Origin of the sequence: Allobosea sp. WAO, from assembly GCF_001509835.1 — a bacterium.
Lineage (GTDB): Bacteria > Pseudomonadota > Alphaproteobacteria > Rhizobiales > Beijerinckiaceae > Allobosea.
In genome coordinates, this window is sequence record NZ_JXTJ01000008.1 from 130,069 (window position 1) to 145,292 (window position 15,224).

Annotated in this window: 10 protein-coding genes; 6 read left to right on the top strand and 4 right to left on the bottom strand. The window is 67.6% G+C overall.

Features of this window, described 5'->3' with window-relative positions:
* Positions 1 to 94: 94 nt before the first annotated feature.
* Entirely contained in the window at positions 95 to 4,660 is a 4,566-nt protein-coding gene (locus DK26_RS15545; protein WP_066474258.1) for an autotransporter domain-containing protein, read from the top strand.
* Between the two features lie 13 nt (positions 4,661 to 4,673).
* On the opposite strand, the gene DK26_RS15550 is transcribed toward DK26_RS15545, so the two are convergent.
* The 4 genes from DK26_RS15550 to DK26_RS15565 all read right to left on the bottom strand — a co-directional run bounded on the left by DK26_RS15550 (position 4,674) and on the right by DK26_RS15565 (position 10,105).
* A complete protein-coding gene (locus tag DK26_RS15550; protein ID WP_066474260.1) occupies positions 4,674 to 6,626 on the bottom strand; it encodes a bifunctional 2',3'-cyclic-nucleotide 2'-phosphodiesterase/3'-nucleotidase in 1,953 nt (650 codons plus the stop codon).
* 192 nt (positions 6,627 to 6,818) lie between these two features.
* Entirely contained in the window at positions 6,819 to 7,661 is an 843-nt protein-coding gene (locus DK26_RS15555) for a MaoC family dehydratase N-terminal domain-containing protein (RefSeq protein WP_157089706.1), read from the bottom strand.
* Between the two features lie 137 nt (positions 7,662 to 7,798).
* Positions 7,799 to 8,953, bottom strand: a complete 1,155-nt coding sequence (locus tag DK26_RS15560) for an acyl-CoA dehydrogenase family protein (protein WP_066474262.1) — start codon at positions 8,951 to 8,953, stop codon at positions 7,799 to 7,801.
* Between the two features lie 9 nt (positions 8,954 to 8,962).
* Positions 8,963 to 10,105: a CaiB/BaiF CoA-transferase family protein gene (locus tag DK26_RS15565; RefSeq protein ID WP_066474264.1), complete on the bottom strand. Its 1,143-nt coding sequence runs from the start codon at positions 10,103 to 10,105 to the stop codon at positions 8,963 to 8,965.
* A gap of 248 nt (positions 10,106 to 10,353) precedes the next feature.
* On the opposite strand from DK26_RS15565, the gene DK26_RS15570 reads away from it, so the two are divergent.
* The 5 genes from DK26_RS15570 to DK26_RS15590 all read left to right on the top strand — a co-directional run bounded on the left by DK26_RS15570 (position 10,354) and on the right by DK26_RS15590 (position 15,147).
* Positions 10,354 to 11,670, top strand: a complete 1,317-nt coding sequence (locus DK26_RS15570) for an ABC transporter substrate-binding protein (protein WP_066474266.1) — start codon at positions 10,354 to 10,356, stop codon at positions 11,668 to 11,670.
* A 189-nt stretch (positions 11,671 to 11,859) separates the two neighbouring features.
* On the top strand, positions 11,860 to 12,765 hold the full coding sequence (locus DK26_RS15575) for a branched-chain amino acid ABC transporter permease (protein ID WP_066474271.1): 906 nt from the start codon (positions 11,860 to 11,862) through the stop codon (positions 12,763 to 12,765).
* Complete coding sequence (locus DK26_RS15580; RefSeq protein WP_066474272.1) at positions 12,765 to 13,706, top strand: branched-chain amino acid ABC transporter permease; 942 nt, start codon at positions 12,765 to 12,767, stop codon at positions 13,704 to 13,706. The genes DK26_RS15575 and DK26_RS15580 overlap by 1 nt, the downstream gene beginning before the upstream one ends.
* Complete coding sequence (locus DK26_RS15585; protein ID WP_066474273.1) at positions 13,703 to 14,449, top strand: ABC transporter ATP-binding protein; 747 nt, start codon at positions 13,703 to 13,705, stop codon at positions 14,447 to 14,449. The genes DK26_RS15580 and DK26_RS15585 overlap by 4 nt, the downstream gene beginning before the upstream one ends.
* A 2-nt stretch (positions 14,450 to 14,451) precedes the next feature.
* Positions 14,452 to 15,147 (top strand): ATP-binding cassette domain-containing protein, encoded by a 696-nt coding sequence (locus DK26_RS15590; RefSeq protein ID WP_066474279.1) that lies wholly within the window; start codon positions 14,452 to 14,454, stop codon positions 15,145 to 15,147.
* The last annotated feature ends 77 nt before the right edge of the window (positions 15,148 to 15,224 follow it).

Sequence of the window (15,224 nt, forward strand, 5' to 3'; positions counted from 1 at the left end):
ACAGCAACACGAATTGCCGGCGTGTGAACCGCCATTCATTGCCTTGCGGACGCGGCGGTCTAAGCCTTCTGCTGCGGTTGGGGCCTGACTATCGATGCAGAACAATGCGAAGCCTGCGGAAGAGCTGCCCGCGTGGCGGCTGCGGCCGGAGCGGCTCTATCTGTCCGTTTCAGTGCTCGCGCTCGGGCTCGCGTTGCTCGCCGGCGAGCCTGTCGCATTCGCCCAGTCCGTGACCGGGACTGGTGACGTCAGCCCGGGTATTCCCGCGCCGCCTCTGCCGAACTGGGATCTCGGCGGACTGTCTCTCGTCATCGGCGAAACCGGCGCGGGGGCGCTGACCATCGCGGATGGCGGCACCGTCGCCAGCACAGGAGCCCGTATCGGCAGGTCCGGCGCCAACTCGGGCACGGTGATGGTGACCGGCGCAGGCTCGACCTGGAGTAATGCTGGCCAGCTTTATCTCGGCGTCTTCGACACGAGCACCGGGGTGTTGACCATCGCGAGCGGTGGCAAGGTCAGCACCTCGTCGATACTTCTGGGAACGCACACGGGGACCAGTGGCACGGTCAACCTGCTCGGCGACGCCGTGAGCGGGCGCGGCGTGCTGGAGACCAACGTTGTATACAGGGGAAACGGCACCGCCTCGCTCAATCTCGACGGCGGCATCCTGCGGGCGAGCGCCAGCGAGCCCAGTTTCCTCCATAACTATGCGGTGCTGGCCATCGGCGCCAACGGCGCCTTCTTCGACAGCAATGGCCACGATATCGGCATCGCGACCAGTTTCGGCGGCACGGGCGGGTTGATCAAGCTCGGTGCCGGTACACTAACGCTCTCCGGCACGAGCACCTACACGGGAGGCACGACGATCGCCGGCGGCAAGCTCTCGGTGTCGTCGGACGCCAATCTCGGCGATGCGTCGGGCGGTTTGACGCTGGATGGGGGCACCCTACTGGCGACGGGTAGCTTCTCCTCCTCGCGAGCAATGACGCTGGGAAGTGGTGGCGGAGGAATAGAGGTCGCGGCCGGCCAGACCTTGTCGCTGTCCGGTTCGATTTCCGGCTCCAGCGGGTTGACCAAGAGCGGTGCGGGCCGGCTGACGCTGGCGGGTACCAACACCCATTCGGGCGCGACCCTCGTGCATGAAGGCAGCCTCGCGATTCAGGGGGCGCAGGCGCTGTCGGCGGCATCCGATTACAGCTTCGCCGCTGGGACGAGGCTAGACATCGCAAGCTCTCTCGGGATTGTCACGGCCGGCTCGATCGCTGGCGCGGGCCGGCTCGAGATCGATCCGGACTCGACACTGGAGACCGGCGCGACCAACGCTTCGACCACCTTCAGCGGCATGATCATCTCCTCCGGCAGCTTGCGCAAGGTCGGCACGGGGACGCTTACGCTGACCGGGGAGAACAGCTACTCCGGTGGCACAACGATCGCGGGCGGGGCGATCAGCATCGCCAAGGAGAGCAATCTCGGCAGCACATCGGGTGCGCTGACGCTGGATGGCGGCGTGCTTCAGGTAACCGGCACGGGCCTCGCCGATCTTTCGCGCGCCATCGTCCTCGGCTCCAATGGCGGTGGTTTCGACATAGCGGAAGCCGGCCACATCTTCACCGTCACGCAGTCCTTCTCCGGTGCGGGCGGCCTGTCCAAGGCCGGTGCCGGAACGCTGGTGCTGAGCGGAACGCATGATTACTCCGGCGCGACGACGGTGCTGGCCGGGCGCCTGGTCGGCGACAGTGCCAGCGCCTTCTCCGCGAATTCGGACTTCACGATCGCGGCCGGCGCGGTGCTGGAGGCTGTTGGCGGTGCGGGCGTCTACGAGGTCGGCTCGCTCGCGGGCGCCGGCGAGGTCGCGATCGGCACCGGCAGCGTGCTCGTCACCGGCTCGACCAATGTCACGACCACCTTCTCCGGTAGCTTCAGCGGCGGCGGCTCGCTCGAATACAACGGCACGGGCACGCAGATCTTCACCGGCACCGGCTCGCTCGGCGGCGGGCTCTCGGTCTGCTCCTGTGCTGCCGGCAGCGGCTCCTTCGTCATTCGCGGGGGATCGCTGACGCTCGGCGATTTCGTCATGGTCTCCAGCGGCACACTCGTCGTCGACCAGGGCGGCAGCCTCGACAATGGCAGCAATGGCTTCCTCGTTCGCTCGGCGGTGCGCATCGACGGCGCCGGAACCCGCGTGACGACCGGCGACACTTTCGTGCAGGGGTTCTTCGATCCCGCGACGATCAGCATATCCGGCGGCGCGACGCTGACCTCCCGCGCCAGCGGCTTCGGTCCTGGCCCCGGTGCCGGCATCTATGGTCTTGGCGCGAGCGCTTCCGTGCTGGTGACCGGCGCCGGCTCGCGCTGGAGCGTCGATGGCGGGCTGGAGATCGGCGGCTTCGGCGGAACCTTCGCCGCCTCGGTCACTGTCGCCGATGGTGGGGCGCTCGTCCTGAGCTCCGGCGACGTCGCGATCGACGCGTTCGGCACGCTCAATCTCGGCGCCGGCGGCAAGGCGGGAACGGTCCAGCTCGACGCCGGCATCATCCGCAATGACGGCAGCATCGTCGCCGATTTCACCGATAGCACGACGCTGGCGGCGACCATCGACGGCGCGGGTTCGCTGACCAAGCGCGGGACGGGCACGCTGACGCTCTCGGGCACCAATACCTACACCGGTGGCACGACCATCGCCGGAGGTGCCGTCAGCATTTCTTCCGAGGCCAATCTCGGCGACACCTCGTCTGCGCTGACGCTGGATGGCGGCGTGCTTCAGGTGACGGGCACGACGCTGACGGAGCTTGCACGCAACATCGTGCTTGGCGCTGGCGGCGGCGGCTTCGACATCGCCGACGCCGGCAACAGCTTTACTGTGGCACAGGCGCTGACGGGTTTGGGTGGCCTGATCAAGGCAGGGGCCGGTACGCTGACGCTGACTGGTGCCAGCACCTATTCCGGTGGGACCACGGTCGCGGCCGGCAAGCTCGTGGTGAACGGCACGCTGGCGAGCGCGGTGACGGTCAATGGCGGCGTGCTCGGCGGTTCCGGCACGGTCGGCGGAATCGCGGTCGCGGGCGGCGGCACGGTGGCGCCCGGAAACTCGATCGGGACGCTCAACGTCGCCGGCAATGTCGCCTTCGCGGCCGGCTCCACCTATCAGCTCGAGATCAACGCGGCTGGCCAGAGTGACCGGATCAATGCGACGGGGCTGGCGACGCTGTCGGGCGGCACCGTCCAGGTGCTGGCCGCGGCCGGCAATTATGCGGCTGGAACAAGCTACACCATCCTCACCGCTGCTGGCGGGATCAGCGGTCAGTTCGCCGGCGTCTCGTCGAACTTCGCCTTCCTGACGCCGACACTGAACTACGGCGGTCAGGGCGTAACCTTGACCATGACCCGCAACGATACCGGCTTCGGGCCGGATGCTGGGGGCGGCGGCGGGACCGGTGGGGGCGGTGGCTCGGGCGGCAGCGGCGGCGGTGGCACGAGCGGTGGCTCCGGCGGCGGCGCCAGCCCACGTCCCTATGTCGCCCAGACGCGCAACCAGGGCTTCATCGCGAATGCGGCGGAGCGTCTCGGCGTCGGCAATCCCGTCTACGACACGCTGGTCTCGGCGACGGCGGCGGAGGCGCGCGCCGGTTTCGATCTGCTCTCGGGCGAGGCCCATGCCCAGGGCGTCGCGGTCGCGGTCGGCGAGAGCCGGCTGGTGCGCGAGGCGGTGCTCGGGCGGCTGCGCGGCTCGCTGCTGCCGGTTCCGGGTGGTGAGATCGCGGCCGGCTTCTCGGCCGATCTGCCGAGCGCCAAGGGCCCGGTGGTGATGCCGGCGCCGCGTCTCGACGAGCGCTTCACCCTCTGGGGCGAGGCGTTCGGCGCGCATGCCAACACCGATGGCGACGGCAATGCCGCTTCGCTCTCGCGCCGCACCGGCGGCGCCGTGGTCGGCGCCGACATGAAGCTCTACGACAGCGGCTTGAGTTCGCTCAGGGTCGGCATCGCCGGCGGCTATACCCGCTCGGATTTCGACGTCGATGCCCGGCTGTCGAGCGGAAGGCTCGAGAGCGGCCATGTCCTGCTTTATGCCGGGGCGCGCCATGGCAATTGGCGGCTCGATGGCGGCGTCGGCTATTCCTTCGGCGAGACCAATCTGACCCGCCAGGTCCGGATCCGCGGTTTTGGCGACACGCTGCGCTCGGAGCGCGACACCGACGTGCTGCAGGCATTCGCCGAGCTCGGCTACGCCTTCCGCTTCCAGAGCTTCGCGCTCGAGCCCTTCGCCCAGATCGCGCTGCTGCGGGTCTCCTCGGGCTCGGCGATCGAGCAGGGCGGGGCGGCGGCGCTGCGGGTCGCCTCGCAGGACCAGTCGCTCGGCTTCACCACGCTCGGACTGCGGGCCGAGGCGCAGCTCGGCGCCATGCCGCTCTTCGCCCGCGGCCTCGTCGGCTGGCGCTACGGCTTCGGCGACCTCACCCCGCAGGCGCTGACCGGCTTCGTCGTCGGCACCGCCCCGGCCCGGGTCTACGCGGCGCAGATCGACCGCAACGCCCTCGTCGCCGAGGCCGGCCTCGACTGGCGCGCTACCGCCTCGACGACGCTCGGTCTGGGCTATTCCGCCGCGATCGGCGAACGCACCAGGGATCACGCCCTCAAGGGCAGGCTCGAGGTCAGGTTCTAGAAAAAGGCCGCTGTCACCCGCCCAGCCGGTACTTTACAAACCCTTCGCCGGCATCTCCCACGGCCTGCGCCTTCAGCGCCTCCGGCTTCTTCCCGGCGGCGGACGGGGAGCTCGGGAAGGTGACGTTGACATTGGGCGGCAGCGGCACGAGCGACCAGTTGCCGTCGGCCGTCGGGTCGATCGCCTTCTTCTCGATGATGTGGCGCACGATCACGTCGCGGTTGAGGTCAGGCGCTTCCAGCACGATCGTCGTCTTGGTCCCCGGAAAATTGCCGCCGCCGGAGGCGCGGTAGTTATTGGTGACGACGATGAACTGCGCCTTCTCGTCGATCGGCTTGCCCTGGAAGGAAAGATCGACGATGCGGCGCGCGTCCGGCGCCACCAGCTTGCCGTCGAGGTCGTAGCGCGAAGCTTGCGTCACATCGATCCGGTAGCTGACGCCGTCGATCACGTCGAAATTGAAGGCGAGGAAGCCGGGATTGATCAGCGGCTGCTCGTCGGACTTCGTGATGTCGATGCGGTTGAAGATGCCGGCCGAGCGTTCCAGCCATTCGTGCAGCTGCGCGCCCGTGACTTTCACGATCTGCACGGTGTTCGGGTAGAGATAGATGTCGGCAACGTTCTTGATCGCCAGAGGCCCGGCAGGGATGTCGGTGAAGTAGGCCGGCCCGCCGCGCCCGCCGGATTTGAAGGGCGCGGCTGCGGAGAGGATCGGCAGGTCCTTGTGCGGCGTCTGCGCCATCAGTGGCCTTGCATAGGCGATCTGGGCATCGGCGACGATCTGCACGGAAGGATCGTCGGCGACCAGGGCGAAGAAGCTGGTGATCGGCGCCGAGGTCGCGCCGACCGGCTCGCGCATATAGTCCAGCGCCGCCTGATGGTCGGCCTTGACCGTGGCGAGGATCGCGGGCTCCGCCTCAGCCTTCGGCACGATCTTGCGGTCGGGCGTGCGCTCATAGATCGGCTTCGGGTCGACCTTGAAATCGGCGATCTTCCAGCCCCCTTCGCGCTTCTCCAGCTCGAGGTCGAGGATGCCGATATGTGAGCCCCAGAAGCCGGGTTGGCAGGCTGGCTTGCCATGCAGGGAGCCCTTCTTGTTGTCGACCCCGGCGATGCCGTCGAACGCCTTCGCTCCGGGGAAGACCAGATGCTGGTGCCCGGTCAGGATGACGTCGATGCCGTCGAGCCTGGCAAGATGCAGCGCCGCGTTCTCTTCGCCGCCCCGGCGCTCGCCGCCGGCGATGCCGGAATGGCAGAGCGCGATGGTGAGGTCGGGATGGGCGAGCGCGATCTCCGGCAGGTACTTTTGCGCGGCTTCGACGATGTCCGTCGCAGTGACCTTGCGCTCGAGATGGGCCTTGTCCCATTGCATGATCTGCGGCGGCACGAAGCCGATCACCGCAATGTTGAGGACATGTTTGGCGCCGGCCTCGTCCTCAAAACTCTGCTCGAAGATGCGCCAGGGCTCGATCAGCGTGCCGCCGCCGACACGGTCGACATTGGCGCAGACGATCGGGAATTCGGCGCGGGCGAGGCCGTGCTCCAGAAAGTCGAGCCCGTAATTGAACTCATGATTGCCGAGCGTGCCGCACTGATAGGGCAGGGCGTTCATCGCGGCGATCATCGGATGCGTCTCGCCCGCCTTCAGCCCCTTCTTGTAGGCGACATAGTCGCCGAGCGAGGAGCCCTGCAGGAAGTCGCCATTGTCGAACAGAAGGCTGTTCTTCGCCTCGGCTTGGGCCGCCTTGATCAGGCTCGCGGTCTTGGCGAGGCCGACCGTGTCGTCAGCCGCGTCGCGGAAATAGTCGTAAGGCACGACATTGACGTGCAGATCGGTGGTCTCCAGCAGTCGCAGCTTCAGGCGCACCGGGGCCTGGGCAGCGAGCGCGCCGGGCAGGGCGGCGGAAGCGGCGATGGCCGCTCCAGCCTTGAGCGTGTCGCGGCGGCTGAAACGGGCGCGGTCCATCTTCGGCTCCTGAATGAGGTGCTGCGACAGACGCTAGCACCATGGCAGGACCGTGACACGGGCGAAGATGACTGTGCAGGCGTCATGCTCGGGCTTGACCCGAGCATCTCAAGCCGGAGGAGGCTCCTATCGGTGCCCTCTCGTCCCGAGCTCCTCGGATCTGCGCTTCGCTTCGTCCGAGAATGGCGCGGCTCAACGGCTGACGCCGTCCATCCGCACCCGCCCGTCGGCGCCTTCCGTCCAGGCGGCGATCGCCCCGTCCGGGAGCCGCTTCGCCTTCACCAGGAAAGGTTCGCCGGCGATCAGAGGAGCGAGTCCGCGATAGTCGAGCCGGATCGGCTCGCCGCCGGAGAGCGTCGCGATGATGTTCATGATCAGCGTCGCCTGGATCGGCCCGTGGACGACGAGGCCGGCATAGCCCTCGACCCCGGTGACATAGGGCTCATCGTAATGGATGCGGTGGCCGTTGAAGGTCAGCGCCGAATAGCGGAAGAGCAGCACCGGCGAGGCCTCGACCGTCCAGGTGAGGTCGGCGGCCCGCGGCTCGGCCGCTGGTAGGGGTGGCGTGGTCGCTGCCGGTTCGGCGCCGGGCTGCGCGGCTTCGCGATAGACGATGTTGTGGCGCTCGCGCAGGGCCACGCCACGCGGCGTAGCGAGCTCATGGTCGACGGCGACGAAGCAGAGCGGCCCGCTGCGTCCCTCCTTGTAGGCGATATCGGCGATGCGCGAGCGGCGCGTGATCTCGTCGCCGGTCCGCAAGGGCGCGATCGTCTCGATCGTCCCGCCGGCCCACATCCGCCGCGGCAGGGGGATCGGCGGCAGGAAACCGCCCTTGGCCGGGTGGCCGTCCTCCCCGAGCGCGGCCATCGGCGCGATCGGCGGGGCGAGGCACCAGTGCAGGGCGAGGGGCGCCTCGCCTTCGCCATGGGGGGCAAGATGCGGCGCAAAGGTCGCCTGATAGCTCGCGACGAGCCGCGGCGTGACGAGGTCGGAAGCCTCTTCCGTCCTGCCGATCCAGGATTTGAGGTGGTCGATGTTCACGAAGGTATCCTTGGTTCCATATTCCAAGTCATCCCGTGCGACCGAAGGGAGACCCGGGATCCATTCCGGAACGGTTCAGGCATGGATCCCGGGTCTACGCTGCGCTGCCTCGGGATGACTCGAATGGGAGGTCAATATGACCGCGGCATGCCGAGCACATGCTCGGCGAGATAGGAGAGGATGAGGTTGGTCGAGATCGGCGCGACCTGATAGAGCCGCGTCTCCCGGAACTTGCGCTCGACATCGTACTCCTCGGCGAAGCCGAAGCCGCCATGCGTCTGGATGCAGGCATTGGCCGCCTCGAAGGAGGCATCGGCCGAGAGCATCTTGGCCATGTTCGCCTCGGCGCCCGGGTTCTCGCCGGCCTCGTAGAGAAAGATCGCCTCGCGCACCATCAGCTCGGCGGCGCGCATATTGGCGTAGGCCTTGGCGATCGGGAACTGGATGCCCTGGTTCTGGCCGATCGGCCGGCCGAAGACCTGCCGCTCTTTTGCGTAGGCCGACGCCTTCTCGATGAACCATTTCGCGTCGCCGACGCATTCGGCGGCGATCAGGATGCGCTCGGCATTCATGCCCGAGAGGATGTAGCGGAAGCCCTTGCCCTCCTCGCCGACGAGGTTCTCCGCCGGGACCCTGACATTGTCGAAGAACACCTCGGTGGTGGCGTGGTTCATCATCGTCCGGATAGGCCGGATGGTGAGGCCCGCCTTCAGCGCCTCGCGCATGTCGAGGATGAAGACCGAGAGCCCGTCCGTGCGCTTGGCGACCTGATCGCGCGGCGTGGTGCGGGCGAGCAGCAGCATCAGGTCGGATTGCGCCGCCCGGCTGGTCCAGATCTTCTGGCCGTTGACGATGTAGTGGTCGCCCTCGCGTCTTGCGGTGGTGCGCAGGGCGGTGGTGTCGGTGCCGCTGGTCGGCTCGGTGACGCCGAAGGCCTGCAGCCTGAGTTCGCCCGAAGCGATCTTGGGCAGATAGCGCTGCTTCTGCGCATCGGAGCCATGGCGCAAAAGCGTGCCCATCACATACATCTGGGCATGGCAGGCGGCGCCGTTGCAGCCCTGGCGCTGGATCTCCTCCATGATCACGGCGGCGGCCGAGAGAGTGAGGCCGGCGCCGCCATAGGCCTCCGGGATCAGGGCCGAGAGGAAGCCGCTCTGCGTCAGCGCGGTCACGAACTCCGTGGGGTAGGCCATTTCGCGGTCGAGCTTGCGCCAATACTCGCCGGGAAAATCGGCGCAGAGTCTGGCGACGGCGTTGCGGATTTCGCTGTGGTCGTGCTGCGTCATCGGATCAACTCAGGCCGTGCGCGCCGTCTTGGGCGCGAATTCCCGGCGCAGCGCTGCCTCGTGCTCGCCGAGCGCCGGCACACGGCGCATCACGGTGCGCTTGCCGTCGACGATCGCGGGCGGCGCCAGCACCTCGACCAAACCGTTCTGCGTCTCGACCGGCAGCGCCGTCGCGGCGGGATGGCTGATCAGGTCGCCGACCTGCGAGACCGTGCCATAGGCGATGCGCGCCGTGTCGAGCGCGGCGGTCGTCTCGGCGAAGCTGCGCGGCGCGAGGATGGCCTGGATCGCCGCGTCGAGCGCGGTGCGATTGCGGACGCGCAGGACATTGCTCGCAAAGCGCGGATCGTCGGCGAGGCCGTCGTCGCGCAGCACGTCGCGGGCGAGGGTGCGCCATTCCGGCTCGCTCTGCACCGCCAGGAGCACCTCGGCATCGGCGAGGCGGAAGACGCCATAGGGCGCGATCGAGGGATGGGCGAGGCCGAGCTTCGGCGGCTCGATCCCGCCATAGCGCCGCGTCAGATAGGGCACGTTCATCAGGTCGGCGATGGTGTCGAACAGCGAGAGCTGGATATGCGAACCCTGGCCGGTGCGCGCCCGCCGCAGCAGCGCCTCCAGGATCGCGGCATAGGCGGCGTTGCCGGTGGCGATGTCGGCGATCGAGATGCCGATCCGCATCGGCCCCGAGCTCTCGCTGCCGGTGATCGCCGAGAGGCCCGCCTCGGCCTGGATCAGGAGGTCATAGGCCTTGCGGGTGTAGTGCGGCGTACCCGGCGCATAGCCGGAAATGTCGCAGGTGATCAGCTTCGGATGGCGTTGGCGCAGCTCGGCCGAGCCGATGCCGAGCCGGCCGGTGGCACCGGGCGCGAGGTTCTGGATGAAGACATCGGCCTCGGCGAGCATCGTCTCGACCAAGGCGAGGTCGTTCGGGTCCTTGAGATCGACCCGGCAGGATTCCTTGCCGCGGTTGATCCAGACGAAATAGGAGGACAGCCCTTCGGCGTAATCATCGTAGCCGCGCGAGAAATCGCCCTCGGCCCGTTCTAGCTTGATGATGCGAGCCCCGGCATCGGCGAGGCGGCAGCTGGCGACCGGTGCCGCCACCGCCTGTTCCAGGGCCACCACCAGGATTCCTTCGAGAGCATCCGCCATCTTGATTTGGTCCGCCTTCCTTTTCGGGCGAGACGCGCCGTTCGGCAGGGCGAAGTCAAATAGTCTTTTGCGATGGGGGCCATAGCGCTGCCGGCTCGAAGGCCGGGCGGGGGACTATAGAAAATCGCTATGGGCTTCATCGCTTTATCCTACTTGTGACCTCAGCGCGCCTATGCGCCCCTTCCGCCATGGTTCAGGCGCCGCAAAAGAGCGTCGTGCCCCGTTCTGCGGACATCAGGGAGGACATCATGGTGAGGATGAAACTGGCGGGCGCCGTCTTGGCCGGCACCGTCTTGGCGGGCGCGCTGGCGCCGCTGCCGGCGCTGGCGCAGGACAAGCCGAAGGAACTCGTGGTCGGCATCGCGACCTTCCTCTCCGGCCCGGCCTCGGTGTTCGGCGTGCCCGGCAGAAACGCCGCCGACCTCTTGATCGAGGAACTCAACGCCAAGGGCGGCATTCTCGGCGTGCCGGTGAAGCCGGTCTATGTCGACGAGGGCGCCGGCACCAACCAGCTTCTCTCCGAGTATCGCCGAGTCGTGCAGGAACAGGGCGCGCAGGTCATGCTGGGCGCGATTTCGTCGGGCTCCTGCAACGCGCTCGCCCCGGTCGCGGAAGACCTCAAGGTCGTCAACGTGATGTGGGATTGCGGCACGCAGACCATTTTCGAGGACGGCAAGTGGAAGTACTCCGTCCGCACGCAAGGCCATGCCGGCGCCGAGATGATGGCGACGCTGCTCTACCTGATGAAGGTCAAGCCCGACTTCAAGTCGATCGCCGTGGTCAACCAGGACTATGCCTGGGGCCGCGAATCCTGGGCGCTGTTCCAGGCCGGGCTGAAGGCGCTGAAGCCCGATGTGAAGGTCGTCGCCGAGCTTTTCCCGAAATTCGGCGCGCCTGATTTCTCGACCGAAATCACACGGCTCTCGGCGCTGCGGCCCGATGTCGTGCTCTCGACCTCCTGGGGCGGCGACCTCGACACCTTCGTGCAGCAGGCGGCGGCGCGCGGCCTCCTGAAGCAGTCGACCTTCGTGCTGCCGCTGGCCGAAAGCTCGCTGGAGCGGCTCGGCAACGTGCTGCCCGAGGGTGTCATCGTCGGCGCCCGCGGCGATCACTACTGGCTGCACCCGAAGACCAAGAACACCCCGGAGATGCAGGCCTTCGTCAAGAAGTACAAGGACAAGACCGGCGTCTACCCGATCTACCCGACCTTCCACATGCAGCAGGCCCTGACCGGCCTCGCCAAGGCCTATGAGAAGGCCGGGGCGTCGACCGGCGGCAAATGGCCGAGCAAGGAGCAGGTCATCGCCGCCTTCGAGGGGCTGGAGTTCAAGTCGCTGACGGGCACGATCACCATCCGCGCCGATCATCAGGGGCTGGAGGACCAGATGCTCGGCACGACCAAGCGCGTGCCCGAATACCCGTTTGCGGTCTACGACAAGATGGCGCTCTATCCCGGCAAGCTGGTGACGACGCCGGTGGGCGAGAAGTCGCTCGACTGGTTCGCCAAGGCGACCCAGTCCCTGGTCAACGACAAGTCGATCGAGACCTTCGACTACGCAAAGTGAGGCCGCTCCTCACCCTGGTCGTCCCGGACGCGCGGCAAAGCCGCGACGATCCGGGACTCATGCCCGAACATCGATGGGAGAACCCAGGCATGGATCCCGGGTCTCCCTCCGATCGCCCGGGATGACGGGGAGGGGCCTGATTGAATCAGCCTCTCAAGCACTTGAATCAGTTTCTGAAGAACGGTCTGCATGCCCATTGAAATGCTTCTTCTCGCCGCGCTGGACGGCCTGGCCTATGGCTCGCTGATCTTCCTGGTCGCGGTCGGGCTCTCGCTGATCTTCGGCGTGCTCGGCATCATCAACGTCGCCCATGGCTCGTTCTACGCGATCGGCGCCTACGTCGCCGCCGCCGGCGTCCTCGCCATGGGCGCGATGGGCCTGCCCGCCTGGCTCGCCTTTCCCTTCTTGCTGGTCGCCGCCGCGCTGGTCGGCACCGTCGTCGGCGGCGTCGTCGAGATCGTCCTGCTGCGCCGGGTCTACGGCAAGGAGGAGGTGCTGCAGCTGATCGTCACCTTCGCCGTCTTCATGATCCTGGAGGATGCCCAGAAGGTGGTGTTCGGGGTGCAGCCCTATTTTGCCAACGCGCCGATGAACTGGCTCGGCACGGTCGATGTCTTCGGCATCTACTACACCAAGTACCAGCTCATCCTGATGCCGCTGGTGGCGCTCGCCGTGCTGGTCGGCCTGCGCTTCTTCCTGCGCCGGACGAGCTTCGGGCGCGCCATCGTCGCGGTCACCCAGGACCGCGAGGCTGCGACCGCGATGGGCATCGACGCAGCCAAAGTCTACCTGATCACCTTCATCATCGGCGCCTCGTTGGCGGCGCTCGGCGGCGCTCTCGCCTCCGCCACCACCTCGCTGACGCCGGGCATCGGGGCCGGCACGCTGGTGCTCTCCTTCGCGGTCGCCGCGACCGCCGGGCTCGGGCGCATCGAGGGCGCGGCGGTCGCCGCCCTGCTGATCGGCCTCGGGCGCTCCGTCGCGGTCTACTTCGCGCCGGAGTTCGACGTGCTGATCCCCTATCTCATCATGATGCTGGTGCTGCTGGTGCGTCCGCAGGGCCTGTTCTCGACCGTGCAGACGAGGAAGGTGTGATGGCGCGCCAACTCGTTCTTGGCCTCGCGCTGCTCATCACGCTCGCCGTCTTCCCGCTGTTCTCGCCCTGGTCGACGGTGATCCTGACCGTCGCGCTCTGCGAGGGGCTGGCGGCGCTCGGCATCATGGTCCTGCTGCGCGCCGGCCAGGTCTCCTTCGGCCACGGCCTGTTCTTCTCGTTCAGCGCCTATGCCGTCGCCTTCATGGCGGCGGCCCGGCTCGGCCATGAGGCACTGATCCTGATCCCGGTCGCCACGGCCGCATCCGGCCTGCTCGCCGCACTCGTCGGCCTGTTCATCGTCCGCTACCGGGCGATCTTCTTCGGCATGCTCAACCTCGCCATCTCCATGGTTTTCTTTTCCTTGCTGGAGAAGCTCTTCCCGATCACCGGCGGCGCCGATGGCAAGCGCGTGCCGCGCCCGACGCTCGCCGGCATGGAGTTCGGCCGCGAGCAGTTCGAGCTCTGGATCTTCTACATCACCCTCGGCCTCTGCCTCGCCGCGGCGCTCTTCGTCGCCCGCTATCTGACCTCGCCCGGCGGCAAGGCGCTCGAGGCGATCAAGTCGAACGAGACGCGGCTCGAATATCTCGGCGTCTCCCCGCGCAAGGTGCTGTTCGGGGCCTATCTGCTCTCGGGCCTGCTGGCCGGCCTCGGCGGCGCGGTCATCGCCCTGGTCTCCGGCCATGTCACGCCGGAGCTGGCTTATTGGGTGCGCTCCGGCGAGTTCGTCTTCATCGCCATTCTCGGCGGCATAGGCGGCGTCGCCGGGCCTTTCCTCGGGGCGCTGATGTTCCAGATCATCCGCGGCTATGCGGCGGTCTACGCGCCCGAGACCTGGCACGCCGTGCTCGGCGTCATGCTGCTCGTCATCATCTTCTTCGCGCCGGCCGGGCTCTATGGCATCGCCACCGGCTCGCGCCGCAAGGAGGGCGGGCGATGAGCGTCATCCTCGAGGCGAGCGACCTCAATCTGCGCTTCGGCGGCGTGCAGGCGGCGAACGGCGCCTCGCTCAAGGTTTCGGCCAATGAGCGCATCGCCATCATCGGCCCCAATGGCGCCGGCAAGACCACATTCATCAATCTCTGCACCGGCTATCTCAAGCCGCAGTCCGGCCGCGTCGTCTTCGCCGGGCAGGACATCACGGCGCTTTCGCCGCGCGCCATCACCCGGCTCGGCATCGGCCGCTCCTTCCAGATCCCGCAGCTCTTCCTCGACAACACGGTGATCGACAATCTGCTGCTGGCGCTCTCCGCTCGCGAGGGTTCCTGGTCGCCCTTCCTGGTGATGGAGCGCCATCCGAAGGCAGGCGAGATGTGGGAGCTGCTCGAAATGGTCGGGCTGAAGGCGATCGGCGGGCGCATCGTGCGCGAATTGCCGGAGGGCATGCGCAAGCTCGTCGACATCGCCGTCGCGCTGGCGCTCGAGCCCAAGCTGATCTTCATGGACGAGCCGACCAGCGGCGTCTCTTCGACCGAGAAATTCGAGGTCATGGACACGCTGACGCGCGCGCTCGACGCCCGCGCCACCACGGCGATCTTCGTCGAGCACGATATGGACGTGGTCGCCCGCTACGCCAGCCGCGTCGCGGTCTGGTCCGGCGGCAGGATCGCGCTCGAAGGCTCGCCCGAAGAGATCCTGAACCATCCCGAGGTGCGCGAGGCCGTGATCGGAGTGGGAGTCTGATCATGCTGGAGATCAAGGGACTTTCAGCCGAGATCGAGGGCGTGCAGGTGCTGCGCCGGGCGAATCTCTCTCTGGCCGAGGGCGCGACCGTGGCGCTGATCGGCCGCAATGGCGCCGGCAAGACCAGTCTGCTGCGCGCCATCATGGGCTTCATGAAGGTGACTGAGGGCGCGATCAGCTTCGATGGGCGCCCGCTCGACAGCGTGAAGGCGCATCTGCGCCCGCGCCTCGGCATCGGCTATGCGCCGGAGGACCGGCGCCTGTTCTCGAGCTTCAGCATCGAGGAGAACATCCGCCTGCCGGCCGAGGTGATGAAGCTGCCGGCGGCCGAGGTCGCGCGCCGGCTGGAGAGCATCTACGCCGTGCTCCCTGAGCTCGCCGAGCTGCGCCATCGGCCGGCGGCGGGCCTCTCCGGCGGTCAGGGCAAGATGGCGGCGCTGGCGCGGGCTCTGATGGTCGGCAGCCGGGTGATCCTGCTCGACGAGCCCTTCCAGGGCCTCGCCCCGGTTCTGGCGAACCGCTATGCGGCGGCGCTGCGGACCTTGCGCGACAGCCATCCCGACATCGCCCTGCTGATCACCGAATCCAATCCGAGCCTGCTGCGCAGTTTCGCCGAGAAAGCCTATGCTATCGAGCGCGGCGAGGTCAGCGAAACTGCGCTTGCCGCAAGCTCGCTCGCTGCGGCCGGGCTGCATTGAGGGCCGGGCGCAAGCTCCTTTCCCGAGCCGGGCAGGGCGGGCGAGGGAGGCGATCTTTTACTGCCTGCCGCGATTCG